Below are 24378 nucleotides of genomic sequence, written 5' to 3' on the forward strand. Positions count from 1 at the left end.
TCATTAGAAGAAATCGGGCATCCAGGGCGATGAGTTGGTAAATAGAGCGGTTGCTGTGGCGATCGCCATCTCCGTAGCCTGGAGATATCCCATTTGCTGTAGTTGCTGGGGAGTGAATAAGTTTGTATACAACGGTGCTAAACCGCGCACATCTAACTGCATTTCACCTCTACCACCTCTTGTTACCTCACCCCGTCCGTTTGCTACAGACAAAATAAACCTGCCCCGATTTGCTTCTAACAGATCGTCTTGGACTTCTAAATGCAACTCTGATTCGACACCAGAGGGATAACCCCGTGTAGATAAAGCCTTTTCTACACTGACAATTCGTAGTAGCCAACGCTGAACAAACTCAGGTTCGAGAGTTTGCTCTGGTAGCAACAAACTCAAGGATTCAACTAATGAACCCCGCCATTGTACCTTATCAATTTGCGAACGATGTTTGGCAAGAAAAGCCCAAAAACTTTTCGCTGCGGCTGTGGTAAGAATAGCCCAATCTTTCACCACCAAATAGGACTTATTTTCTCCTCTGCGTTGACGAAAAATAATGTAGCCTTGGGGTCGATCTGAGGAACCTAGTAAATAAGCATAAACGGTTTCTTTTGCATCTGACTGAATCAGTCTTTGCCAAATCGACTGGTGACGTGCGAGATTACCGTTGTTTAACTTTGCCTGCTGCTGATATAGCTTTTGCCATTCAAAATTATCTACTTCCACAGGTATAGCAGGTAGCAGCTGCTCTTTTACCTGAATACTCTGAGTCGGAATTTCCCAGCCGCAATGACTTCCACCTTGTTCGTAACCAGCTTTTCTGTACAAGTGTTGCATGGCTGGATAAAGTACCGAGAGCGGTATTCCACTCGAATGCAGTTCCCGTACTACATTTTGCATCAGAGCGATCGCTGCCCCCGAACCCCGATATTCTGGTGCAATTCCCACGGCTGCAATGCCTGTCATCGGTACGCAGATACCACCATACCACTGTCCCATCGGCAGCAGCCCCAAACCTCCTACAACTTCTTTTGCTTGCCGGATAACGCGAAAATTTTCTACCCCAATACCGTTAATGTATGACTCAGTATCGCTGGGAGAGCCGATAAAACATTGTTCGATAATCTGCCCCAGTTGCCGCTTCTCTGTCTCATCTGCCAGCTTACGGTAGGTGAATTCATGGATCATGGGTTTGTTACTAGTTCGCAGCAGACTACAATTATACTACAGATGGGAGCTGCATTAAATTTTGCCTCATAACAGTTTCCAGTGTAGAGACGTTGCATGTAACGTCTCTACACTGACAATCGATTTCACAATTCATCTAGAATTGCTATATAAGCATTTACATATTCTTGTTTCATTGCTGTATACATCTGCTCTAATTGACTTTCTCCTGATGTATGAGCGTTAATCGCTACATTGACAACTTCGGCTAAATCTTTTTCCAATCCCAACTCATCGAGCGATAATACTAACGTATCTTGGCTCAGGAGTTGCATAACTCCTACTATTTTTTGTTTGTAATAACTTCCAGAGTAAATTCCCACAGTAGGAATATTAAACAGAGCGAGGATTATATTAAAGTGGTAAGCACAACCGATTCCTACACGAGCGCCAGCCAAGCGACTTAAAAAACTGCGCCATCCCTCTTCATAAGGATCGCGAATGACTAAACTATCTCGATAATAGCGATCGAGGATTTCGAGTAAATTGCGATCGTCTGGACCCGGTTCTCTACCAAAACAAAAGTATTCTGGTTGAGAACTTCGCTCGTCTAACACCTGTTTGAGATAGTTTTCTAAACTGAGTTTAATTAAATTGTAGTTATAGTCTGAAAAAGATTTCAGATTAATAGCTGTAAGAGAATTTGAACTACGATTGTAATTGCATTGCTCTAATTTTAGCCGAGTGAGTGCAGGTAAAAGCAAAATAACATCGTCGCCTAAAACTTTAGTATTTACGTCAATTTTTAAATTTTTAACTATCGATAAAGATGATATCTCTCTGACAAATAAATAACTAAATTTTCTAGCGAAAAGCTTAAAAATTACGAGACTAGCTCTACTTTTAAAAGGTCCCAATCCTAATCCCGTCCCAATAACTTTTATTTTGGGATTGAAACTGCGTGCTAAGCTAATAGTTATGTATTCGTAAATAATCACCTCTAACCAACGTTCGTTGAGATATCCTCCGCCTATGTAGTGAATGACATCTAGTTGCTTTAAAAAAGTAATATATTCTTTGGTAAACAGAGCTTTTTGAAATAACTTATATAAAATGATATCTGTAAAAATAATAATGGCGATCGCCACTAATTGACAAAAGCTTAAAAAACGCGATTGTTCTAACCATTCTCCTCTCAAAACATGTCCGAGGAGTTGGTGTACGACTAAGGGAAATTTAATCGGTATTCGCAATTTTTCTAGTTTTAAGTTAATCCGGTAAATCATATCCGACCACTCTACCGAATGCTTTAACTCTAAATCGCTATCAAATTTAAGTTGCAATAATGATTCAAAGTTTTTTGAGGCATATAATTCTACATTTTCTCTAGATAGTTTCAGATGCTTGCTGAAAAAATTTAAAGTTGAGATGAGTAAGAGATCGTCGCCAAAATTATATAAATTATAAGCACCTCTCAGATAAATCTTTTTCTTGTTTTTCATAAAAGATAGTTCCTCCAAGTTTTTTGGGGGTTACAGAGGAGCGATTAAATAGAAGTCAGGAGTCAGTTGTATAGCAATCCTACGCGACTTCTGACTCCTGATACACCGATTCGATAATGAAACTTTTAGAAGATACTATTTTTAATAAACTTCCCTAATGGTTTATCTTTAATCCCTCGCCACAAAGCTGTATTTTTTAGTTTGGTACGTAATTCAAAACTTTTGTCATGACTCAATTTACGAATCACCGCCATCCCGAAATTATAAGGACTAGTCTTAACTTCCATTAACTCAAAATGAGGAGAAGTTTTAATGTATTTATCAATAACATATCGAGGTCCTTCCCAGTTGCAATATTCTGGATAAATATCATGCAACACGATATATCCACCAACCGCTATATGAGGGTAAAAAAGTAGAAAATCTTGTTCGCACCCTTCTTTGGTATGATCTCCGTCAATGTAGATAAAATCTATAGGCTCGGTGAGAATTTCATGAATTCTTTCTCCTACGGCTACGGAGTTCGATTTATGAAACTTAACTCGGTGTGCTAGTTTAGCATTTGCTACAGAATTTTGAGCGTATTCTAGTGGATTAGGTAAGTAGGCACGATGATAGGGAGGAGCGGGTATGATATCCTCGAAGAGATCGATTGAATTAATATTTCCTGCACCTCCAGCTTGCTCTAAACCAGCAGCTAGCCAAATTGTAGAAATTCCCGTAAAACAACCAATTTCTACCACATTTTTGGGGGCAATATTGCCCGTAAGAGATTTTAAAAACTCTCCTTGCGATGGCGAAACAGAAGCAGGATAAGTAAATTTTTCCCGATACATTTTAACTAGAGTTTTTGCCCATGCATCAGGACTATTTTGTAAGTACTCTGGAATTTCGTAGCCGCGTCTTTCATAATTAGTATCTGGAAATAATTCTTCAATTAGCTGCTGAACTTCACTTTTTTGTAAATACGATTGTCCGCTTATTTGATGTTGCCTTAAGTTTCTGTCTGTAGCAATTCGAGCAATGCGCTCCGGCGTAACTTGAAATCTATGAGATAAGTGTTCGAGCGAGTACAGATCTTTCGTTACAGATTCTACAGCCATATTTATTTTCCTAACTAGATGATTTTTCTAAACAGATTAAGGTGGGAAGCAAATCAATTTATGGATGTTCTCCTATTTCCTTTCTCATCAAATGGATTGCGTATAAGAGTTTGTATTAGCCGAAGTTGTAGACCAATCAGCATTAACTAAAAACTTGCAGAGGTTGGGAATACCAGGATTACCCGTACCAAAGAAATCACCTCCATCCACGCTAACATTTGCAGCATCCTCTATGCGATCGAGTACTTCTCTATCGGCATGAGCTAGATGTAATGTTACCCGATACATACCTTGAACTAAAGGAAAATTCTTGACGCGACATAAAATATAACCTCGGTCGGAATTAAGTGTGAGGTTATGATTTGTAAAAGTACTTTTTAATAAAATAACTCTAACGCCGCGCTCGTCAATCAAATCTACACAAACAACGACGCTCTTCAAAGGCTCTCCCGTATTATTTGAATAGCCAATTGCAAAATCATAGTTTTTTCCTGATTGTAATGCTGGTTCTTCTTCGCCTTGTTCGTTTAAAAGTTTAAAACTAGAAATTCTAATTCTTCCCGAACCACTTCTATCTGTTCTTTGACTTAAGGGGAGTTCTTTAGCTGTTCCATAAGCTTTTTCTAAATAAGCTCTGACAACTTCTTCAGAACTAGCATTCAAACTGACAATACCAGATTCAAGTAAAACACCTCGATTGCAGAGAGATTCCACCGTACTCATGCTGTGGCTGACGAATAAAATTGTCCGTCCTTCTCTAGCAACATCTCCCATTTTACCCAAGCATTTTTTTTGAAACTGTACGTCACCGACTGCAAGTACTTCGTCTACAATTAAAATCTCTGGTTCTAAATGAGCCGCAACCGCAAAAGCTAGCCGCACGTACATCCCAGAAGAATAGTATTTAACTGGAGTATCTAAAAACTTCTCGACTTCAGCAAAAGAGACAATTTCATCAAATTTCTGTTTAATTTCAACTCGACTCATACCTAAAATAGAGCCGTTGAGGAAAATATTTTCTCGACCTGTAAGTTCATGATGAAATCCCGTTCCTACTTCCAAAAGACTCGCGACTCTACCTTGAATCCAAATCTCTCCTTTTGTAGGTTCGGTAATGCGACTCAACAGCTTCAGCAATGTAGACTTTCCCGCACCATTACGACCGACAATTCCTAAAACGTCGCCTTGTTTCACTTCAAAAGAAACACTTTTTAAAGCCCAAAATTCTTCTTTGTCTAAACTATTAGCTGTAGATTTTGCTAAAAATTTATGTTTGATAGATTTGGCAGTACTAGCGATCGCATCCCGTAAAGTTGAGTTGGGCTGCTGATGGCTGATGAGATATTTTTTGCCTAAATCTTCTACCCGTAATACAACATTAGACACGCTCTCAATCCCCACTAAATAACATCTGCGAAAGTACGTTCGGTTTTCCGAAAGTACCAAATGCCGCTGGCTAAAAGTACGGCAACTAATATTGTAGATAGAATAAATCCAGGTAAGTAAATAGTTGATGTGCCGCTTAACGTTGCCCAACGAAAGCCATCAATCACCCCTACCATTGGATTTAACGAGTAGAGCAAGCGCCATTTTTGCGGGATAATACTACTACTGTAAGCGACTGGCGAAATATAGAAACCAAACTGAACGATAAACGGTACGATGTGCCGAAAATCTCGGTATCTCACGTTTAACGCTGCTAACCACAATCCACCACCAATTGCAGCGGCGATCGCGATCGCCGTAAAAAGTGGTAGTGTTAAGATCCGCCAATCTGGGACAAAATTGTACCAAATCATTAACGCTAACAGCAGCATACCAGAAATTAATAAATCCACGAAACTCACAATTACTGAACTTGCCGGAACGATCGCGCGAGGAAAATAAATTTTAGAAACTAAATTCGCATTATTAATTAAACTCAGACTCGACTCTGACAAAGAGTTAGCAAAAAACTGCCAAGGTAACATAGCAGCAAATACAAGAAGTGGATATGGTACGCCGCCAGAGGGTAACTTTGCTAAGTTGCCAAAAACAAATGTAGAGATTAACATTGCTAAGAATGGTCGAATTAACGCCCAAGTAATGCCAATCGCTGTTTGTTTATAACGGACTAAAATATCTCGCCATGCTAAGAAATAAAATAGCTCGCGATAACGCCACAAATCTTGCCAATATAATGCCTCCGTGCGTCCTGCTTTAATTGTTAGTTCTTGAGGTTTCATCTGCATACTGTTGCTCTTAGTTTCCTAGTTTGATTCTTTAAGCTTGAGATAGTGTTGCCAAAAACTAGTGGAAGTCAATTCAGGTGCAGCAGATTTCCATTCTCGATTAATTACCGACCATTTTCTAGTACTTGTAATGAGAATCTTTAGCCAGCGTTTGATTAAGTTAATTCCAATTGACTTATCTAATTCGTTTTGCAATAAACAACTATTTTCTTCTCGGTAAATGGTAACTTTATTTTTCCTAAAAACACGACTGAGCGTTCCAGCATGAGCGCTATTCTGCCAAAGCATGACTTCGCCATCGCTATGAATAAAATTTGGGAGTAAATGACCGTTAATAGTCAATAAACTCAAGAATTTTTGCCAAACTTTAGCTTTCGTTCTAGGCGGACTAAGCTGAGTATCTAGACAATAGTTTGGCTGTAAAGTTTGAGTCTTGTAACTCTTACTCAACTGAACTATTTCTCGGTGTAATTTTTCGGGAGAGTTCTTTTTGAGAAGATTTGGTCCTTGCAGATAATCTTCAAAACCTCTAACTATCATCTCGGCATAATTGTATTCAAATACCAACAGAGAGTAAATGAAATCTTTAGTAAATTTAAATAGCGTATTTGTGTAATTTATGGTTCCATAAATAGTTCGAGCGATGAGATTATTGCGAGTGTAGTAGTAACCATCCCAGACGATAACTTTGCTATAAAATGGTTCGTGCCAAACAGCAATAGATGGAAATGCTACGATCTGCTTACTCAAGTGCCTTTTTATTCTTAACCCGAATTCCATGTCGTCTATCTTAATGAAGAAAGGTAGGAGAAATCCGATTTCTTTGACAAACTGACTTGGGACAGCAAAAAACCAAAAACCACCGTAATCTACATCATCTTCTGATAAAAGTAAGTTCAGAGACTCAGTTTTTTGCAGTTCGAGATTGTGTTTTAGAGGAGCAACGCGGAACGGTGAAAATTTGAAGCTTTGCGGATCTTTATCGTAGGCAGCTCCAGCTTCATATAAAATATGTTTCTTATATAAATCCAGCATACTACCAGCAACAGCAAAATCTGCCTCAGCATATTCGTAAATGCTAAATAAGCGATAGATTGCCTCTGTATCTAGTAATATGTCATCGTCCATTAATAATAAATGGGTGTAGCACTCCGATTGTAAAGCTGTCACCATTCCTTTTGTGAAACCACCACTTCCTCCCAGATTTTCATTTGGAATCAAGTGAAGTTTATCATTATTAAAGTCATCTTGACTTAAAGTTTGACCGTTATCAACTACAAAGATTTGCCAAGACTTATTCGCCAATAAAGAATCTTGCAAAATCGTCTTGACTGTATTTTTGATATATGCTTCTTTTTTAAAAGTACAACTAATAATTGCCAGCGAAATATTTCTCAAAGGTTGTTCTTCAGTAACGATCGCTCCCTCTACAAATATGCCGCGATCGCTCAAGCACTGAATTTCTAAATAAATTCTGCCTTGAAGTGTATGACTTTGCTGGAGAGCAGGCAAGGCAATTTTAACGCCATCTGTTATTTGGCACTGTTTGAATGTTTCTTGTCCGAGTAATTCTCGCTCTCGTTCGTACCCTTCTCTATAGACTGAAACTTGAAAATCACCGTTGAGTCTCAACAAATAGTAGAGAGAATTTAGAGTCGTGTATTTTGCATAATAGCTTTCATAAAAGGAATTAAAATAAGAGTTAGTCGAAACAATATCACTTTGAGCCAGAGTAATTTTTCCTGCTTCGCAGTCTCTAGCAATATCTACACTTATACTACCGTCAAAATATAGATTGAAAGTGTCCTCTGTTTTTGGAAAGGTAATGCGATTGACTATGTAGTACATATATCCTCTATCGACTTAGAAATTTCGATTTTGCTCAAATGAATTCTAAACTACTAAATCCTGGCGCTCAGATTTTTCTAAGCCCGATTTTTCTAAATTGAGATATCGTTGCCAGAATTTCAAAGAAGTTAATTCTCTACTTACCTGCTGCCACTCAATCGCTACCCTCGACCATTTAATTCGACTTTCAAGCACCAGTGCAAACCATCGAATTGTTAACTTAATTCCCTTCAATTTGTCAAGTTCATTTCGGTATAAACATTGACCTCCTTCTTTAAAAATCAGAACTCTTTTCTTTCTAAAGGCGCGCGATCGCCGATCTGCATGTTCGGCTGTTTGCCATAGTAATACATCTTTGTCTTGTGTAAAAACGTTGGGGAGAAAATGACCGTTCAGAGTCAATAAACTGACAAGTTTCTCCATGAAAGTAGCCGTCGAGCCTTGTTCGTAGGAGCGGTGGGATGGTAAGTTATGGTATTGGATATGTTGAGTTTGACAACTCCGATCGAGTTTAACAATTTGACTGTGCCACTGTTCGGGATCGGCGTACTGAAGAATTTTTGCTCCTTGGAGATAATCTTCAAAAGCTTGAATAAGCATTTGAGCGTTTTTATAGTCAAAAACTAACAAACTAGAAACAATAGCTTTCGTAAAATGTGCGATCGCATCTGCATACCTTAAAGTTCCATGCATGGCTTGAACGATCGAGTCGTTCCGGTAATAGTAATAGTTCCAAATTGAAGATTTGGCAAAAAAAGGTTCGTGCCACACCGCAATCCCAGGAAAAGCGATTATCGTATCGTTGCCAAACCTCTCTTGAACTCTCAAACAAAATTCAGTGTCATCTACCTTAAGGAATAAAGGTAAGAGTAACCCGACTGATTCAAAAATTGTTCGCGGGACACTCAAAAAATAAAAACCTGCCGAATCTATTGGTTCTGCTTCGATTAGCAGATTGAGATTGCTAACATTTTGCAAGTCGAGATGATGATGTAATCTGACTATATTAAATGCTTGAAACTCTCGATTGTGCAGTGCTTTATTATACAAAGCACCTGCTTCATATAATTGATGCTTCTGAGATAAATCGAGCATACTACCAGCTATAACTAAATCGCGTTTGGCATATTCGTTTAAGGTAATAACTCGATAAATGGCTTCGCTTTCTAGCTCGATGTCATCATCCAATAATAAGATGTGGGAACTGCAATTGTTACTCAAGGCTTCAACAATTCCTCTCGTAAATCCACCGCTCCCACCAATATTCCTCTGGCTGATTAATTTCGTTTTGCGATCGCTAAACTCTGAGTGACTCAAAGTTCCAGCATTATCTACAATTAAGATTTCTACCGATTTACTTTGTAATACTTTATCCTGTAAAATAGTTTTGATGGTTCGTTTAATAAAAGCTTCTTTTTGAAAAGTGCAAGCAACAATTGCTAATGAAACTTCGCGTTCTGGTAATTGTGGAGTCGCGAGAAAGCTTTCTCGAAGTTTTCCCGATTGACTCAAACATTCTAATTCAAAATAGATTCTACCTCGCTCAGTTTGTATTTGTTGTAGCTCAGGTAACTCAATCTCTGTTGCCTTGCCGATCTTGCAGTTGAAAAATTTTTCTTGAAATAGTAATTGACGACAATTTGCTTCAGAAACTTTAATAGATATTTCTCTATAAACTGAAATTTGAAAATCTCCCTCTAGGTTCAGCAAATAAAAAAGTTTATCTAAAGTCGTGTACTTGGTGTAAAATTTTTCGTATAAAGAATTGAAGTATGAATTAGTAGAAATTAACCCTTGTAGAGCAAACACCACTTCTGGAGTCTCTGCACTATAGTCGATTGCTGCTTTGTCGTTGCATTGTAGATATAATTTAGCAACTTCTGCCGATTTTGGTAGTTTTGTTCTACCTACTATATGCATGGAATCTCCTACTGAGTTTTGATTCGCGGACTTTAACTCCTATGAAGCTGGGGAAAATTGAGTGTTTAAATTCCAATTCCCCCCCTCACACGCCGTTCTAAACGCGCGCTAATTCTCGATTCGCTTTTTCCGACGTATCGTCGCCAGCTTCTACGATTTTCTTGTAGACCATCAGCGCTTGAGCCACTACTTGATCCATGTTGTAGTACTTATAAGTTGCTAGCCGTCCTACAAAATGTACTTCTGGTGTCGCATCGGCTAACGCCTTGTATTTTTTGTAAAGTTCGGCATTTTCCGGTCGCGGTACGGGGTAGTAAGGATCGCCCTGGGCGCGAGGAAACTCGTAAACGATACCTGTTTTTGGATGTTCTTGCCCGGTGAGGTACTTGAACTCTGTAACGCGAGTATACAGGTGTTCGTTAGGGTAATTCACGACGGCAACTGGCTGATGCACGGGCGTATTTATAGTTTCGTGCTTGAATTCCAAAGAACGGTATGGTAACTTGCCGTAGCGATAGTTGAAAAACAAGTCAATGGGACCTGTATAGATCATCTTGCCAAACGGTATGACCTCCAGAATTTCTCTGTAGTCAGTGTTCAGCATCACCTTAATATTGGGATGAGATAGCATCTTCTCAAACATGCGGGTAAAGCCGTGTAGTGGCATGGCTTGATAAGTATCTGTAAAATACCGATTATCGCGGTTCGTGCGCGTCGCCACCCGGGAAGTCACCGACTTATCCAGTTCAGATGGATCCATATCCCATTGCTTGCGCGTGTAGTTGCGGAAGAACTTTTCGTAGAGTTCTCGACCGACCTTATTCACGACAACATCTTCAGAAGTGCGAATGTATTCTTTGGGTTCTGCTACCGAGGCAAAGAAATTTTCCAGCTCAAAAGAAGTGAGACTCAATCCATACAGCCGATTTACCGTATCGAGGTTAATTGGAATCGGGACTAATTGACCGTCTACGCTAGCCAGTACGCGGTGTTCGTAAGACCGCCACTGAGTAAATTGCGAGAGGTACTCGAAAACGTCCCGAGAGTTTGTGTGGAAAATGTGAGGACCGTATTTGTGAATCAGAATACCATCGTCATTGAAGCAATCATAAGCATTGCCACCTACATGCGATCGCGTATCGATTATCAGAATTTTTTTGCCTAACTGACTCGCCAGTCGTTCTGCTAAGACGCTACCTGCGAAACCCGCTCCCACAATTAGGTAATCAAACATTACGATCGATAGCTCCTTTTAATTTCCATTTTCTGTAGAATTCGATATGAAATATCTCAAATATTTGAAATATTTTTGCTGCTCGTAATAATCGCTAAATTTATTGATTCAGCAGCACTAGAAAAGCATGTTAACCAGTCTCACCTTAGTAGCTACCTCTCACGCCCTTCTCTCATAATTCTATTTACACTTGCGATCGCACATATTCAGTAGGCTATATAGTTTTCCTACAAGCTCACTTCTATCGAAAGGGTGAGATTCGCAATATTTTTAAGTATATTAAATTACGCTAGAATCAAATCTATTTTTTGTTTACTATTTACCAATATAATTGATGAGATGGTAGTTATATACTCCAAATCGTATAGCGATCGCGATCGCTCAATTCTATGTTTAGTAATTAATTATACAAAACCCAATCTAGTGCGAAGCTGCAAAAGTATCTAAACTTAATGTCCTAATCACTAGTTTCAATTAATGGTAATAACAGTGTACGTTCGATTTTTTCTCGAACTTCACGACTAACAAATAAACTAGTATTTAAACATTGTGCCACTAATAAATTAGCATCATAATATTGTTTCAATATTTGTTTCTGTTGCTGGCTGAACTGCCAATTATGCCCAATATTGCGCTTTAACCGGACTCGTTGTTTTAATTGCTCTGTCCAAGCTTTACCATTAACTTGCCACCACTGTTGAAACTGTTGTTTGTTTCGCCCTAAGTTAGATAACTGCTGTTTCATTTTTTGCAACTCTCGTGCTAGCTCTGGTTCGCTATTACGAGCGCGAGATATTGCTCGGTTTAATACTCTTTCAATCATGCGTTCTGGATCGGAAACGCGATGTATAGATTCAGGCAAAAGCAGAGTGCGATCGAGCGCAAGATCGAGCGCAAGACTAGGTTCAAGCGTGCGATTAAAGTTAACTTCTAAAGTTCTAGAAATCTCAAAAGTACTACCAAAAAAAGATAAGATATGAGCGAGCGCTAAATCGTAATAAAAGGCTTTAACTGTAGCAGATTTATTATTAACAGATGCGGCAGCGGCTTTGCAATTTACCCACTGTAAAAATCTTTGCAAGCTTGGATCTAATATTAAAGTGTCAGTTTTTTGCTTCATCATCAATAGGAAATAGTCAGCGTTTTTCAGCATTCCTACAGTTAATAAAGCAACCTCTCGCCATCTTTTATCTGTAACTAAGCGATCGCTCAGTCGTTCTAACGTTAAATTTAACGTTTGAGGCGGAGAGTATGCAATTTTTCTAGCTGTAAAGTACTCTTGAAAAGTTAAATGAGAAAATGAATAAATTCCTCGCGCTCGTTCTACCAATAATCCATGTTGGGCTTCAATCGACTGGAGTATTGCTGTACTATCGCACAAATCTATTTTTTCTCCTTGCAAGACGGATTCTACATAGTTAATGATATATTGCTCTAGTTCTTGCTGTTTTAAAAAGTATTCGCCTTTTAAAAAAGAGGTAAAGGCAATGTGACTGAGTAAATCTTCTTTATGTTGTAATGATAGATTCTGATAAATTTGTTTTCGTTCGATGTTGCGTTTAGCATCCCATTTCTTTAGAAGAAGATCTATCCCTTCTCGATAAATTTCTAAGTGACTATTAGGAAAATTAGTTTCTTCAAATATCGAGCATAATAGTGTGAGCAATAAAGGATTGTTTGCCAATTCTCGAATCGACGCATTACATTTTATTGTCTGTAGAAATTGGGATATTTTGTCTGGTTTTTCAGCAAACCATTTGCTAACAAATTCAGCAATATTATTATCGTCAAAGTTTGCCAACTCTACTTCTACAAATTCTTCAATAGTAAACTCTTGAGCTGCTATCCGACAAGTAATTATAAAGCGATTACGGTCGAACTGATTATAGAAGCTATTAATTGCGCTTGAAACTCTTTGATTATCTATATCTCTAACTTCATCAAGTCCATCTAATAAAACTAGCATTCTACCTTGTGCTAGCAAATCTTTAGTAGTATTTGGTTCGACTCCGCAATTATTGAAAACCGTTGAAATCCACTCTAATAGTGTTGGGTGATGTTCTAATTCGGTAAAAACTTTTAAGCTAATGTAAATTGGGAGCAGATCCTCAAATAATCGTCCTTGAATACACTGAGTTGCGATATATTTTAAAAATGTGGTTTTACCAGAACCAGGTTTACCCGAAATTATCAATTTGGGATATTTTTCGATTGCTTTTATTCCTGAAATTGCCTGATGGATATCGCCGTATAAACGCGAAAATTCCGAGCGGCGATCGAGATAAAAATTCAGGAAATCTTTTATGCTTATACGTTGATTTCTACCAATTTTCTCTAAAACATTTACTTTCGTAAAAATATCATTTAATTTAGTAGGTTGAGACCTATTCAGGACGCGCACGATACCGCATTTTGATTCAATATAGGTGCGTACCTTTTGCTTAGCATCTTTTACAAGAGTATCAACATCATCTTTTGAGGTATCGAGCAACTCTTCTAAACTAAATTCATCATCTGGTATTTCCGCGATCGCTTGCCAAGGTAATTGTAACTTCTGACAAATTTTGTGAAAGTTTTCCCGTCCAATCGGTTTACCAACGAAAAATTTTTGTACCGTAGCGCGAGAGATTTCCAATTCATCAGCAAGAGAAAGTTTAGACTCAAAATTGAGCAGTGATTGATTAGCGCGACTAATACCGATAGTAGATGCTTTGAGCGAGCGACCAGCTCTTTTTCCCATGATGAAGACTCTTCTTTCAGTTATCAGTAGTTAGTTATTAGTTATCAGTAGAGGTGACTAGTTACTAGTGGGCTGTTGACTAGAAAAGGGTATACTACTCGCCAACAACCGTCTTCACGAGTGTAGCGCTAGCATCTACTGTTAACCGTTAACTGAAAAATAATTACCCATTACCTAATTTTAAATGCTGAAGTATTGACCAAAAGACTTCTCTTGGTTCGAGTACTTCGCGATCTTCTAGCAAGTCAGGTTGTTGTGTAATCAAAAGTGGACCTTCGCTCAACCCTGTATAAGTACCATGACAACCTCGTACAAGCAATCCATCTAAAGAAATAACATTCATGAGGTAGCGGAAACCTAACTGCTTTTTGAGTAGAGTTAAACCTAATTTCGCTCGGGGAAATTTTAGCTGAGGATCGAGAAACAATTCGACGGGATCGTAACCGGGTTTGCGGTGAATATCTACTGTTCTAGCAAAATCGGGAGCGCGGCTATCGTCCAGCCAGTAGTAATAGGTAAACCAAGCCTTTGAGCTAGCGATCGCAATGAGTTCCCCCGAGCGCGGATGATCGAGATGATATGCTGGTTTATCTGCCTCATCTAAAACTCGCTCGACACCCTCCGTTGCTTCTAGTATGTCGCGTACCTTGGGAATGTAGGCGGGATCGTTAACATAAACATGGGCAATTTGATGGTCGGCAACCGCAAAGGCTATACTTGCACCAGCATCCAGTAATTCCCGCCCTAATTCTTCTCGTACTGCTAATAAACCATTTTCCCGCAAAGCTCGATTTAAGTGAACGGGTTGAGACACGGATGTAATCCCGTACTCGGACACAACTATAACTTGAGTGTTGCGCGCTTCATAGAATTGAATCAAATCGCGACAAACGGTATCAATTTCTTGTAAATCTTTTGCCACCAAACTTGCATCAGCGCCGTACTTTTGCAAGCAATAATCTAAATGAGGCAAATAAACCAGCGACAGTGTGGGGCTGTAGCGATCTTCCACCCATTTAGCTGAATTAGCAATCCATTGGGTAGACGCTATCGAAGTGTTAGGACCCCAAAAATTAAATAAGGGAAATTGACCTAATTCAGTTTGAAGCTGCGATCGCAAGTCGGCTGGCTGGGTGTAAATATCGGGAATCTTCCTACCATCAGCAGGATACATCGGTCGTGGCGTAACGGCATAATCAACCGTAGAGTACATATTGTACCACCAGAACAAATTCGCGCAGGTAAATGTAGGATCGTGCGATCGCGCCACTTCCCAAATTTTGGGAGCCTGAATTAATTTGTTAGACTGTCGCCAAAACTTGATTTCGCACTCGTCCCGAAAATACCAACCATTACCGACAATTCCATGTTCGTTAGGATATTTCCCTGTCAAATAAGTCGCCTGTACCGAACAAGTAACCGCGGGTAACATCGATTTAACTGGTACGACTTGCCCCCGCGCCGCCCAGTTGGACAAAAACGGCGTATGCTGTCCTAAGAGGCTGGATGTTAAGCCGACGACGTTGAGTACAACAGTCTTTTGCATAAGCGATTAGCCTTTATATCGCGATCCGATACTTTTTTGAAATCCTGTTCGTGCAGTTAACCTTTGCACGTATTCCAAAATAGCAGGATATAAATTTAAATCTACCTTGGACATCGTTTGCTTGATGTCGTTTACCACATCTGGATAAGCGCTGACATCCATTCGCATCATAATAGGAATATAAGCCAAGAGCGCACCCACTGCTACATCTGCTACAGTAAAGCGATCGCCTGTTAAAAAAGGTTGCTGTTGAAGAATTTGATTAATTGCTGTTAATAATTCTGGGACTTCGTGGAGATTTTCTTTAACAAAGATTGTCGATGAAAGCGTAGAATTACCGAACAAAATCCATTGATTTAAGAGCGATCGCCCTTCAAAAGTTATAGGTTCGCCATACTTTTCAGCAAGATACAGTAATATCGCGCCAGATTCCCATAATTGAAAATCTCCATCTGCGATCGCTGGTAATCTTCCCATCGGATTGATAGTCAGAAATTCAGGCTGTTTGTGGTCTTGAGCCTGCATATCTAACTGTATGTATTCATAAGGAATTTGCAATTCCTCTAAATACCATTGCACGATTGAAGCACGGCTAAGAACGCCACCGTAGAGTTTTAGCATGATTAGAGGAGAGTGGAAACTAGAAAGGACAAGGGGGACAAGGGGGACAAGGGAGCCGAGGAAACTATGAGCAACTACCAACTACCACTGATAACCGATAACTGTTAACTGATAACTGTTAACTGATAACTGACAACTGATTCATATTCGCGTTGGATGGAGCTGACTAAATCTAGTTTCATGTCTTCTGGAAGAACATCCCAGGTGTAGGTTTCAATTTCTAAACAGCTGCAAATGCGATCGCGTTGCAATAGTTCGAGTACGGTTTTAATGTGGTCTTGGGTAGATTGCAAAAATTGATAGTCGCGAATAAAAATCGGGACGTGAAAGTGAATTCGCAACTCGCAAGCTGGTATTTGCTCTAAATCGGGTAAGGCAGCAACTAAATCGGAATATCGATATAGTTTACCATGGCGATCGCGGGCGATCGCTTGATGAAGATAGGTCGATTCCGCAAACGGACGCAACTTTTCTACAACCTGACGACGCTGTGCGGCTAGTTCGGGAACGATGAGCTTTAAGGCAGAACTGAGTTGAATTTTACCAATTTGAATTCCTGCGGCACGAAATCTTTGAAATACAGTCGCAGGTTCTTCATATTCCACGGCAAAATGGCAAGTGTCGTAACAAATTCTGACGTGTTCTAGTAAGTGTGTTTCGGCTGCGGCTAAAGAAGTTCCTAATTGCTTTGCTAAATATCTTCCGCCTACAGGCAAAAGTTGTGTCTGAAAATAGTCGATGACTTCGGCAGAATTTTCAATTAATCCATCCGGTTCTGGTTCTAGATCGAGATGCAGCAATTTACCCGTCTCGGCACGGATACGCACCATTTCTGCAACAACTTGCGCAATGTGAATGCTGGCAATACTGTAGACAAATGCGCGAGTCATTGAATTTTGTTCAAACCAAGGTTTGTACGATAGCGGTAATGTGGAAATACCACCATCTATCCCATCTGGTAACAACTCCGCCAGAATTCTTGTCAGTCGCAACGTGTAATTTAACCGCTCTAACATAGACCAATCGGGAGCATAAACCCGATCTTTCACCACTTGATGATGAAACCCGCCATAGGGAAAGCCGTTCAAGGTAAAAACATATAAATTGCGTTCGCGCAGCCACGATCGCAACTCAATCAGATTATTTTCTACCAATAGTTCTCTAGCCGCCACATCTGCCAAACGCAACCCAATCCCAAATGATTTTATAGGAGCTAGCCGCTGCTTCAAGGCAGGAACGTACTGCTGGAGGTTAGCAAAAACTTGGTTCCACTCCTCACCAGGATGAATGTTAGTACAGTAGGTTAAATGTAAATTACGATCGATTTTCATTGATGGTAATGGGTAATGGGTAATTGGTGGTTGGTGGTTGGTAGTTATTCTCCCCTGCTCCCCTGCTCCCCTGCTCTCTTCCCCCGACTCCCGACTCCCGACTCCCGACTCCCCAAGTTATCGATCGCCCAGAACTGCAATTGCTTCCGCATACAGTATCGGATCGACTTCGTGAACTTCAATTCCCTGTCCAAGCGCTTGCAAGAGCATGAGAGTTAACTCGCCGCCTAAATGCTCTCGAAACTCGGTGAGTCCCTGAAATAAACGGTCTTGTCTCATTTGGGGGACGTATAAGGCAAAGCCTAGCGCCTCCAGAAGATCGAGTATCTGTTGCCACTCACCGCGCGAAAGTAGCCCTAGTAGATAAGAATAGGTGCTGTCCAATGCGATGCCGATCGCGACTGCTTCCCCGTGGCGCAAGCTGTAGTCAGTCAATTGCTCTAGTTTGTGCGCAGCCCAATGACCGAAATCTAAGGGACGAGACGAACCCATTTCAAATGGATCGCCGCTGTTAGCTATGTGTTCTAGATGCAACTGAGCGCAACGATAAATGAGTTGTTGCATGGCATCCATGTCTCGCCGCACCAACGCAGGAGCAGAGCTGGCGATCGCCTCAAAGAAGCATTCGTCTTTGATTAAAGCAACCTTGATTGCTTCGGCAATACCCGATCGCCAATCGCGATCGTCCAAGCTGTAGAGAAAGTCGCAGTCATTTAAGACAGCATAGGGAGGCGCAAACGTGCCGAGAAAGTTTTTCTTGCCAAAGGCATTAATCCCGTTTTTAACCCCTATACCAGAATCGTTTTGAGCTAATACGGTTGTCGGGACTCGGATGAGACGAATGCCTCGGTGAGCGGTTGCGGCTGCATATCCTGCCATATCCAATACAGCACCACCACCGATTGCCAATACATAAGAGTGACGGCATAAGCCAGTTTGGTGAATTAGCTGTTGAATTTGTTTAATTGCCTGAGGATCGTTTTTGGTAGCTTCTCCACCAGGAACAATGCTAACAGCAGCTAATTGAAATGCGTGGTTATATCGCCGAGCGTAAGTAGATACTTGGGCAATTAAATCTTGATGATGAGATACTAATCCCGCATCGACGATCGCAATTGCTTGTTTAGGACTATTTTCACTAGCTGTCATCATCCGGGCTAACAACGGATTATCTAGCTCAAACAATCCTTTAGTGAAATGCACTTGATAGCGAAAGGTGACAGATACACGTTGATGAATTGGTTGCAGACTGTAACTAGTCTGACGCTGAATTTCGAGAATCATGTGAGGAGTGAGGTGTAGTGATTGGTGAGTGGTGCGTGGGTAATTGGTAATTGGTAATTGGTAATTGGTAGTTGCTCCCGAGCGATCTCTTTACCGACTCCCGACTCCCGACTCCCGTACAACTCCCGACAAATTACTTTTTTCCATCAGTGCGGCGCGAGTCATGGCTTGTTTAAATACTTCGACTGAGTGAGAACCATCAACTCTGACTTTGTTGTTAAAAATGAATAATGGTACGCTGGTAATACTATTTAGCCGTGCAAATGTGGACTCAGCAATAACTGAATTCATTAATGCATGACTACCTAAGAAATTACGGATTTTTTTTGTATTTACGCCAACAGCATCGCCAATAGAAATCAGAATTTCGCGATCGCCAAGATTGAGGTTACGTTCAAAATAAGCTTGATAAATTGCTTCAACTAAAGTTGTTTTGAGATCTTCGGGCGTTAAAGCAACTAATTGATGAGCAAGAGTTGTGTTTACAGCTAAAGAGATCCGATTAAAATCTAGCTTAACTCCTGCTCTTGCACCTGCTTGGTGAGTATACTCAAACATTTGCTGTAATGCTACCGCTTCAATTCCTTTTCTTGCCTGCATAAAGCTACGAAACTCATATCCTTCTGGCGGAATGGAGTTATCTAATAAGAATGGATGCCAACGGATGCGAATAGCTTCACCATGCCATTGAGCGATCGCATCAAACAAGTGTTTTTTGCCAATCCAGCACCAAGGGCAAGCAAAATCATGGAAAATATCAATCAACATAGGGGTAATTGGTAATGGGGAAGTCAAAAGTCAAAAGTTAGAAGTCAAAATTAACTGATAGCCGATTGCTGGTCACTGAGTTACTGTAATAGTTGCGCGAACCTCTGAAGGCATCGCGTATTCTTTCTGTTTGCTTGAAGCTAAATTTTCTTGAGTCAAAAAGCTTTGGGCAATTTCAAATTCTCGGATTAATGACGAACGATCTTTTTTAACAATGAGTTCTGCTAAACGTCTGTAGGTTTGCGCTAGTCTCGCGATCGCTTCGCATCTTTCTTCTGTAGCTAGCATAATATCTACGCATAAAGCTGGATTTTGTGTGAATAAGCGATTGACAATCTCAACCTCTTGACGATAACTGGGAGTTGACATTGACAAGCTTTGATCGAGATCGATGTTTTCTGCTGATAAGAATGCACCGCAACAAAATCGAGAAAAGTGTTGCGTTGCTTGGATCGTTACCATAATGCGATCGTGTTCTTCAGGTGTGCAGCTAATTAATTCGCCACCGCGATCGCTAATAAAATCTAATAACCACTGAAATGTTTCGTCGTTTCGCCCAGAACAAATAACGACTTTTTGTCCAGCAAACGATTTAATACTGGGACCAAACATCGGATGCAATCCCATCACGGCTCCGGCATGATTTGCCAGCATTACCTGTACGGGCTGAGCTTTGATACTTGTAATGTCAGCTAAAGCTGTAGTTGGCAACAGATACTTGGCTGCACGTTCGATAACAGCTACTGTCCGTTCGATGGGAACGCTAACTATAACAAATTCTGCCTCACCAAGCAGTTGACTGGCTCGATCCCAGTCTTGGTTACCCAAAGTACTAACTTGATGTCCGGCTGTAGACAGGTGTTGAGTAAAAAACTTACCCATTCTACCCCGTCCACCAATAATCGTTATTTTTCGAGGTCTATTAAAATTTGTCATTAGTCATTGGTCATTTGTTATTGATTGACTGTTAACTGATAACTTTGTAGAGACGTTACATGTAACGTCTCTACACTGATAACTGACTTCATGTCACAGCAAATATTTGTGCGAGTGCGATCGAAATAGGTAAAAGACACAGAACGAATAAGCCATAAGACAAACTGGCGAAACCAGTGGCAATCGTTGCATCGAGAATGACGAGCGATAGTATGCCCGATCGCACGGCGTTACGAATCTGTTCTGGGGTAGGTTGGCGTACAGCTTGGATAACGGGTGGCAGTAAGTAGCCTGTAAATAGAGCGATCGCGGGTAATGCTTGGAGAATGTGATAATTGGGCAGCAGATCTAATCCGAATAGTGCGGTAATGACTGTAATAATTAGTAAAAGTGCGATCGTCGGAGTATTACCTTTAGCTCCATGCACTTCACCCTGGCTGAGGCTAGTAATTGCCGCAATGTAAGTAATAGGAATAAGTGCTAAAAACCAATATTCACCAAATATTGCAGGCACGGCACTCATACCGAGGAGGAGATTGCCACCACGACACATCCCCATATTCAGCGCCCCTACTAGAGCCTGATGCTTGCCTAAACTGTCATACACGACTGCCCCAACTGCAATGCAAATAGCCAAAATTGCACTTAGAAAAGAGACTTGAGCAGCCGCGACTATACCAACAAGTAACAGTATGCTAGCTAGTGTAGCCGCGCTCTGACGCGATGCTCTCCCACTAGGGATAGGTCTTTCGGGTCGCTCTTTAGCATCTAGTTCGGCATCAAAAACATCATTAAACACGACTCCGCCACCATACAAACCCGTTGTCGCTAATAGCAACCATCCGAGTGCCTCCAATTCTAGAGTTCCAGCTTGAATCACCATAAAGCCAGAAATCGCAAATCCAGCCAGAATATCTGCCCAAGCAGTGACAATATTAGCCGGACGCATCAACTGAAGATATGCCCAAAAGCGATATGAGTTTAGAGTTGCAGCATTCATTGGAAGAGGAGTAAGGGGTAAAGGGTAAGTTGAGTCGTGGGGTGCGTTATCATAACGCACCCTACTCGATCAAAATGCATTCTCTGCTCGATCTCACAGTTGGTTCTTGTCCGCGCAGCACTGAGTTACCGTTAAACATGTGTCGCTGATCGATCGCATCTGAAGCCAGCCAGTCTGTTTCTTGTATTTGTCCGCTTTGGCTATATGCAGCTAGGGCATTTTCGTAGCAAACTGCTCGAACGTAAGTCTCTGGAATTCCCCGTTCTCGCATCAGTTGGGCAGTTTTAGGTACGGCAAGCGGATCGCTAATGCCCCAGTCAGCACTGCTATCGACAATAATGCGATCGCGACCGTATTGTTTGACAATTTCTACCATACGTGCGTTTCCCATTTTGGTTTGCGGATAAATGGTAAAAGCTGCCCAGAATCCCCGATCTAAGACTTCCCGTACTGTCTCTTCGTTGTTATGGTCGATAATTACCCGTGCTGGATCTAAGCCATGCTCGACGCAAGCATCCATACTGCGGCTCGTTCCTGCTTTTTTGTTGCGATGGGGCGTATGAATTAACACCAGCATATTTAGTTCTTTCGCTAGTTCTAATTGCAGGCGAAAGTATTTGTCTTCGGCTGGGGTTTGGTCGTCATAACCAATTTCGCCAATTGCTACCACACCTTCTTTACAAACATATAGTGGTAACAACTCCATCACTGCCTCGGCTAGAGCTTCGTTATTAGCCTCTTTCGGATTGATGCCGATCGTGCAGTAATGTTGAATGCCAAACTGACTCGCTCGAAACCTTTCCCACCCTACCAAACTATTAAAATAATCCTGAAACGTGCCAACGTGGGTGCGAGGTTGTCCCAACCAAAAGGCAGGTTCAATCGTCGCCACAATCCCTGACTCCCGCATAATTATGTAATCGTATGTAGTGCGAGCGGTCATGTGGATGTGAGGATCGATATAGAATTCGGAATTCGGAATTTGGAATTCGGAATTATTCATGCTTTATACTCTTCTGGCTAAGGGGCGATCGCGATTTATGATTTTGGTAGTTGGTAGTTGGTAGTTGGTAGTTGGCAATGACTAATAGTTGAGTTACCCATTACCCATTTTCACTAATTCCCACAATTCGGGAGATACCGAGCGGTTAGCGGCTTGGCGTTCGCTGGCATAATCGACTAACATCTTGGCTAGTTCTGGATTAGCACGACGATCGAGTCCTTGAATTAAATGCAGTGGACTACCAACAAATAATGCTTTCAATATCATTTGATTCCAAGCATGATTGTCAAAATACTCGGCTGGATATGGGTTTTGTAGGGCTACAGCATTAAATACATCAGTCATGTTGCTGCGTACTCCCTCAGCCGCCCGCGCTTTCAATTGCTCTGGGTAAGATAGCAGGGGTAGAGCTTGGTAGAGTGCGACTAACTCCCCTATATCAGCAGCAGTAAAGACTTGCTCTAACGTTTGCAAGTATTGTGACTCGTCATCCTGTGGTAAAGCTAGGACTAGAAGTATTCGAGCAGCTCGATCGACACTCCAATCGATCGGAAACCAACCTTTACGGGCGATCGCGGCTGCTTGCAAGTCAGAGGGCGTTAATTGCAAGCTTTTTTTGCCCGTATAGCGCGGCGTAGCACTAAAAGCTGTAAAAAATACTTTTACAGCCGCTCCTTGAGCAATTTGCGATCGCTTTTCCTCCAACCAATTCAACCCTGCGCGATCGACATTCCGCTCCAACCAACTATGAATTAAATCGGTGATGCTAACTTGTGTTGTAGTCATTGGTAGTTGGTAATTGGTCATTGGTCATTGGCGATCGGGATTTGTAGGGGCGGGTTCACCAACAATCTCTACTCTCATTGGAAGATCTCGTCAAACCCGCCCTAACACCGCGACAATACGATTGTTCAGATGAATTTGATATTAATTAGTAATTGTTAATGGCTGATAATTGCCATTAACAATTACCCATCACCCATTACCCATTACCTTTTTCAACTTAACAGCAGCAACGCCAGCACCTAAAACAGCTACACCCAAAAATGCAGAAGGTTCAGGAACTTCAGCAGATGATGAGGAGCTATCCACAACATCTAACACTTGGACGCGACCCTGGAAAAAGTCGCCAACATAGAGCTTGCCATCTTTTAAATCCGAACCCGCCGTCCAGTTAAACTTACCTGGTTCGAGATCTAGAGGATCGCCATAAGGAGAGGGTGCGCCTAACGATAAAGGTGGTACGACATTACCATTTGCATCGCGGGCAGGTTCGCCAAATGCACTTAGAAAGTTACCATTTTTATCGAATACCTGAACGCGACTATTGATAGAATCCGTCACGTAGAGATTATCTTTCTCGTCCACTTCAACATCGATTGGCTGATTGAATTCTCCCTCTCCAGTGCCTTCTTTGCCAAAAGTAAGTAGCGCGTCACCTTCTGGGCTAACGACTTGAATGCGGTTGTTGAACTGATCGGTCACAACTAAATTTCCATCAGACCTGACTGCTATGCCTGACGGTCCTTGAAATTGTCCAGGTGTAGTTCCACTGCTGCCAATAGAACCAGTAACCTCGCCACTTGATGGATTAAATTTCAAGATGCGATCGCTACTATAATCACCCACGTATCCATTGCCTTTATTATCGAATACAATGCCCGATGGTCCAAAGAAAGGTCTGCCTTCAATGAGTCCGCTAAATTGACCTTGAGCAATGGAATTGACATAGTTGCCTTGCGGATCGAAGACGTTAATCCGGTTGTTGTTAACATCACCCGCATACAAATTCCCAGTATTTGGTTCAAAGGCGATCGCTGATTGTCCGTCAGATTGCCCAGGTCCGCTACCCGTACCGCCAATACCTTGAAGATAATTACCTTGGGAATCGAAAACTTGGATTTGATCGGTTACGTCATTAGCCACGAAAACATTTCCTGTTTCTTCCTGTACTGCTACGCCTTGGGGAATGGCAAGCGTACCTGGAGTGAATGGAGTTTCTCCTGCGGCAAAGTTAGCTGGTCTACCGATATCACCCTCATATTCTAAGGTAATGGAAGCGTTAGCTTGGGTTGTGGTGGCGACGACACATCCAGCAGTAGCGATCGCGATCGAGAAATTTCTGAATAAACTCATTTGTCTGTCTCCTCTTG

Annotated in this window: 19 protein-coding genes; all 19 read right to left on the reverse strand. The window is 41.2% G+C overall.

The window, feature by feature from the left end; all coding sequences use genetic code 11:
• Positions 1 to 3 precede the first annotated feature (3 nt).
• The 19 genes from H6G17_RS14840 to scyF all read right to left on the reverse strand — a co-directional run bounded on the left by H6G17_RS14840 (position 4) and on the right by scyF (position 24361).
• A complete protein-coding gene (locus tag H6G17_RS14840; RefSeq protein WP_192158369.1) occupies positions 4 to 1179 on the reverse strand; it encodes a GNAT family N-acetyltransferase in 1176 nt (391 codons plus the stop codon).
• Positions 1180 to 1304: 125 nt separating this feature from the next.
• Complete coding sequence (locus H6G17_RS14845; RefSeq protein WP_192158371.1) at positions 1305 to 2660, reverse strand: polysaccharide pyruvyl transferase family protein; 1356 nt, start codon at positions 2658 to 2660, stop codon at positions 1305 to 1307.
• 125 nt (positions 2661 to 2785) lie between these two features.
• On the reverse strand, positions 2786 to 3763 hold the full coding sequence (locus H6G17_RS14850) for a class I SAM-dependent methyltransferase (RefSeq protein ID WP_192158373.1): 978 nt from the start codon (positions 3761 to 3763) through the stop codon (positions 2786 to 2788).
• Positions 3764 to 3850: 87 nt separating this feature from the next.
• Complete coding sequence (locus H6G17_RS14855) at positions 3851 to 5149, reverse strand: ATP-binding cassette domain-containing protein (protein ID WP_192158375.1); 1299 nt, start codon at positions 5147 to 5149, stop codon at positions 3851 to 3853.
• 14 nt (positions 5150 to 5163) lie between these two features.
• Entirely contained in the window at positions 5164 to 5988 is an 825-nt protein-coding gene (locus H6G17_RS14860) for an ABC transporter permease (RefSeq protein WP_192158523.1), read from the reverse strand.
• A 24-nt stretch (positions 5989 to 6012) separates the two neighbouring features.
• On the reverse strand, positions 6013 to 7842 hold the full coding sequence (locus tag H6G17_RS14865; RefSeq protein ID WP_192158378.1) for a glycosyltransferase: 1830 nt from the start codon (positions 7840 to 7842) through the stop codon (positions 6013 to 6015).
• A 45-nt stretch (positions 7843 to 7887) separates the two neighbouring features.
• On the reverse strand, positions 7888 to 9762 hold the full coding sequence (locus H6G17_RS14870) for a glycosyltransferase (RefSeq protein WP_192158380.1): 1875 nt from the start codon (positions 9760 to 9762) through the stop codon (positions 7888 to 7890).
• Positions 9763 to 9859: 97 nt separating this feature from the next.
• Positions 9860 to 10996 carry a UDP-galactopyranose mutase gene (gene glf, locus H6G17_RS14875; RefSeq protein ID WP_192158382.1) on the reverse strand — a complete coding sequence of 379 codons (1137 nt, stop codon included), beginning with the start codon at positions 10994 to 10996 and terminating at the stop codon, positions 9860 to 9862.
• A gap of 457 nt (positions 10997 to 11453) precedes the next feature.
• On the reverse strand, positions 11454 to 13736 hold the full coding sequence (locus H6G17_RS14880) for an NACHT domain-containing NTPase (RefSeq protein ID WP_192158384.1): 2283 nt from the start codon (positions 13734 to 13736) through the stop codon (positions 11454 to 11456).
• 163 nt (positions 13737 to 13899) lie between these two features.
• Positions 13900 to 15282 (reverse strand): nucleotide pyrophosphatase/phosphodiesterase family protein, encoded by a 1383-nt coding sequence (locus H6G17_RS14885; RefSeq protein WP_192158386.1) that lies wholly within the window; start codon positions 15280 to 15282, stop codon positions 13900 to 13902.
• A 6-nt stretch (positions 15283 to 15288) separates the two neighbouring features.
• Positions 15289 to 15903, reverse strand: a complete 615-nt coding sequence (locus H6G17_RS14890) for a glutathione S-transferase family protein (protein WP_192158388.1) — start codon at positions 15901 to 15903, stop codon at positions 15289 to 15291.
• 104 nt (positions 15904 to 16007) lie between these two features.
• A complete protein-coding gene (eboE, locus tag H6G17_RS14895; RefSeq protein WP_192158390.1) occupies positions 16008 to 17234 on the reverse strand; it encodes a metabolite traffic protein EboE in 1227 nt (408 codons plus the stop codon).
• Between the two features lie 117 nt (positions 17235 to 17351).
• Complete coding sequence (locus tag H6G17_RS14900) at positions 17352 to 18518, reverse strand: 3-dehydroquinate synthase (RefSeq protein WP_192158392.1); 1167 nt, start codon at positions 18516 to 18518, stop codon at positions 17352 to 17354.
• Between the two features lie 90 nt (positions 18519 to 18608).
• Positions 18609 to 19313 carry a DsbA family oxidoreductase gene (locus H6G17_RS14905; RefSeq protein ID WP_242038404.1) on the reverse strand — a complete coding sequence of 235 codons (705 nt, stop codon included), beginning with the start codon at positions 19311 to 19313 and terminating at the stop codon, positions 18609 to 18611.
• Positions 19314 to 19358: 45 nt separating this feature from the next.
• Positions 19359 to 20222: a bifunctional chorismate mutase/prephenate dehydrogenase gene (gene tyrA / locus H6G17_RS14910; protein ID WP_192158394.1), complete on the reverse strand. Its 864-nt coding sequence runs from the start codon at positions 20220 to 20222 to the stop codon at positions 19359 to 19361.
• Between the two features lie 88 nt (positions 20223 to 20310).
• Positions 20311 to 21222, reverse strand: coding sequence for a UbiA-like protein EboC (gene eboC, locus H6G17_RS14915; RefSeq protein ID WP_192158396.1), 912 nt, complete (start codon positions 21220 to 21222; stop codon positions 20311 to 20313).
• A 61-nt stretch (positions 21223 to 21283) separates the two neighbouring features.
• A complete protein-coding gene (locus H6G17_RS14920; protein WP_192158398.1) occupies positions 21284 to 22225 on the reverse strand; it encodes a TatD family hydrolase in 942 nt (313 codons plus the stop codon).
• Positions 22226 to 22318: 93 nt separating this feature from the next.
• Positions 22319 to 23011 (reverse strand): EboA family metabolite traffic protein, encoded by a 693-nt coding sequence (locus tag H6G17_RS14925; protein ID WP_192158400.1) that lies wholly within the window; start codon positions 23009 to 23011, stop codon positions 22319 to 22321.
• A gap of 189 nt (positions 23012 to 23200) precedes the next feature.
• On the reverse strand, positions 23201 to 24361 hold the full coding sequence (scyF, locus tag H6G17_RS14930) for a scytonemin biosynthesis PEP-CTERM protein ScyF (protein WP_192158402.1): 1161 nt from the start codon (positions 24359 to 24361) through the stop codon (positions 23201 to 23203).
• Between the last annotated feature and the right edge of the window lie 17 nt (positions 24362 to 24378).

It is taken from the genome of Chroococcidiopsis sp. [FACHB-1243] (assembly GCF_014696895.1).
Lineage (GTDB): Bacteria > Cyanobacteriota > Cyanobacteriia > Cyanobacteriales > Chroococcidiopsidaceae > Chroococcidiopsis.